Source organism: Pararobbsia alpina (assembly GCF_902859895.1).
Classification (GTDB): Bacteria; Pseudomonadota; Gammaproteobacteria; order Burkholderiales; family Burkholderiaceae; genus Pararobbsia; species Pararobbsia alpina.
Window position 1 is genome coordinate 1 of record NZ_CADIKM010000132.1, and the last position, 2,304, is coordinate 2,304.

At 62.6% G+C, this 2,304-nt stretch carries 3 protein-coding genes; all 3 read right to left on the reverse strand.

Features of this window, described 5'->3' with window-relative positions; genetic code table 11:
• Window positions 1-656, reverse strand: a 656-nt coding sequence (locus HV670_RS29735; protein WP_175108505.1) for an outer membrane lipoprotein-sorting protein, incomplete at its 3' end; no start/stop codon positions are given.
• A 41-nt stretch (window positions 657-697) separates the two neighbouring features.
• Complete coding sequence (locus HV670_RS29740) at window positions 698-1,222, reverse strand: hypothetical protein (protein ID WP_175108506.1); 525 nt, start codon at window positions 1,220-1,222, stop codon at window positions 698-700.
• An 8-nt stretch (window positions 1,223-1,230) separates the two neighbouring features.
• Window positions 1,231-2,304 (reverse strand): choice-of-anchor Q domain-containing protein (locus tag HV670_RS29745; protein ID WP_281362488.1); only part of this gene is annotated, 1,074 nt, incomplete at its 5' end.

The following is a 2,304-nucleotide window of genomic DNA, read 5'->3' on the forward strand; positions in this document are numbered from 1 at the left end:
TTCTCGGACTTGTAGTCGCGGTAGTAGACGGCGACGGGGTGCATGCGTCCGTCGAGCTTGCGCTGATCGCCGTCGATCTTCAGCTCGAGGAAACTCGACGCATCGATCCACACATGACGCTCCACATGCTCTTTCGTCGTCAGCTTGAGTTTGTAGGCACGGTGCCCTTCAACGGATTCCACACCCTCCACCTCGACCTGACTGCCCTTTTTCGCGTAGTCGATCAGCGGCCCGTCAAGATCGGCGGTCTGCGCTGCCGATTTCGCTTCCGCTGGCGTGTAGGGTTCGGCGTCGTTGCGTCCGAGGAAGGGCCGCACTTTCCAGCCTTGCGTGCCGTCATAAGCCTGGAAAGCCGTTTGACTGTCGAAGCGAAGCTCGAAGCGGCTCTTGTTCGGCCGCTTCATCGTCATCACGAACGGAAGTTTGACCGGCTTGGTGCCACCGACGTCGATCTGACCTGTCATCGTCAGCGTATTGACAGCGCGCCAGGCCTGAAGGCCGCCGCGTGCCGCGACATTGCGCTCGACGATCTGTGCAGCGCTCATGTGTGCCGCCGGCAGCGTACTGCTGGCCGGCGCGGCCAAAGCGTCAGTGGACACGAGCCCCCCGGCGAGCAGCCCCGCTACCGGGACCGCCATATTGATAAAACGCTTCATGATTCGCCCCTCCGTTCTTATGTTGGCGACGCTGCCGTCGCTTATTCGACGACCAGTCCGTCGATATGAAACGCGCCGATCATCACATTGACGCGATCACCGGCCTTGATCAGATCGCCCTTGTTCGAAAACACCATCCAGTATTCCTGACCGGTCTGCAGCGTGCCCGTCTGCCTGAGCTGGCCGATGTTTTCCATCACGGGCACCTCGAGCACGACATGGTTTGCCTGTCCGTACAAATAGGGCATCGTGTTTTTGTCGCCGAGCAGCTTCGCCACTTCGGGATCGGTCACGCGATAGCTGAAGCGCAACAGATTCCCCGACGCGGTGCGGCGCACGCTGAGGCCTTCGATGCCGCGCATCGCCTGGTAGTAGCTCTTCGCGTGTTGCGGCACCTTCACTGGCGTGTACGGTGACACCCTTGGCGAAGCGGAGGCGCCCGGCTTCTGCGCCGGCCCGGTCGCGGCCTGCTGCGCGCCGACCGGACCGGCATTGGCGGCGACGACACATGCCCCCGCCAGTACCGAAAGCACATGCTTCGCAAGCAGCACGGCCGCGCGCCTCATTTGACCGTTCACGGCAGACTTCCCTGGACCTGCGGTGTCGCTGGCGCGGCAGGGGCGGCTGGAGCGGGGAGTGCATTGTTGATGTCGTTGAGCAACTGTTGGAACGCGCCTGGACCGAATGGCAGATTCCCTCCCGTCAAGGACTTCAGGATGCCGGCCAGGCCGCCCCCCCCACCTGTGCGCGGCAACTCGACTGCGCCGATATCGACTCCGCCGGTCTGGGGCCTCGACGTTCCGAAGAAGTCATGATTCGGTGCACCGGCAGGCGTCGCCGCGTTGACGGCCGGCGAGCCCGTCTGGATCGCGTAGTTGCCGAGCGGCACGCCATAACCCGTGCTGCCCGTCACGACCGTCGCGTTGAACAGCGACAGCGGCCCATACGACATATTGATCCACTGATTGCCTTCATCCGGTGTCGCCGAGGGCAGCAGGCTGAACAGCGGGTTCGGCAGGACCGTATCGGCGATGCCGGGCGGCACGGCAAACCCGTTTCCGCCGCCTTCCGGAGGCACGCGCGAACCGTTGCAATACTGGCTCACCACATTCGGGTTCGCCGCGCTGTTATGCGCCCCCGGGTAGTCGCCGGCATCCGTCAGGATCGAATACGTCGGCGCCAGTCTCACACCCGACAGATGGTTGGCCGGTCCCGTGTCGCCGAATGCGCCGATGTCCCAATACACCGCATGCGAATCGCAATACCCGGTTTGATGGCCCGCCTGATTCAACGTCGGGTTCAACGTCACCGTGTTCTGCAATCCCGGGATGTTCGGATTCTGCCCCGCCACCGTGATATAGAACGTGCGGTTTTGCCAGAACACGTTGTTCGTCAGCACCGGATTCGAGAATGTCGTGCAGTTCGGCAGGTTTGCAGGACAGTTCACGTTCGCTCGCGTGAACGCAGTGATGAAGTTCTGCGTATGACGCGCAACCTCCAGTCCGGACGGTTGGTACGTAGACGTCGTGATCGGGCTGCACGTCGTATTGGCCCCCACAGTCGTGCAGTTCGGCGGCCCGACATTCGCTTGCGCGGCCAGCGCAGTGTTGAACAACACACCCGCTGACGACGTCGAGTCGTTCGAGAT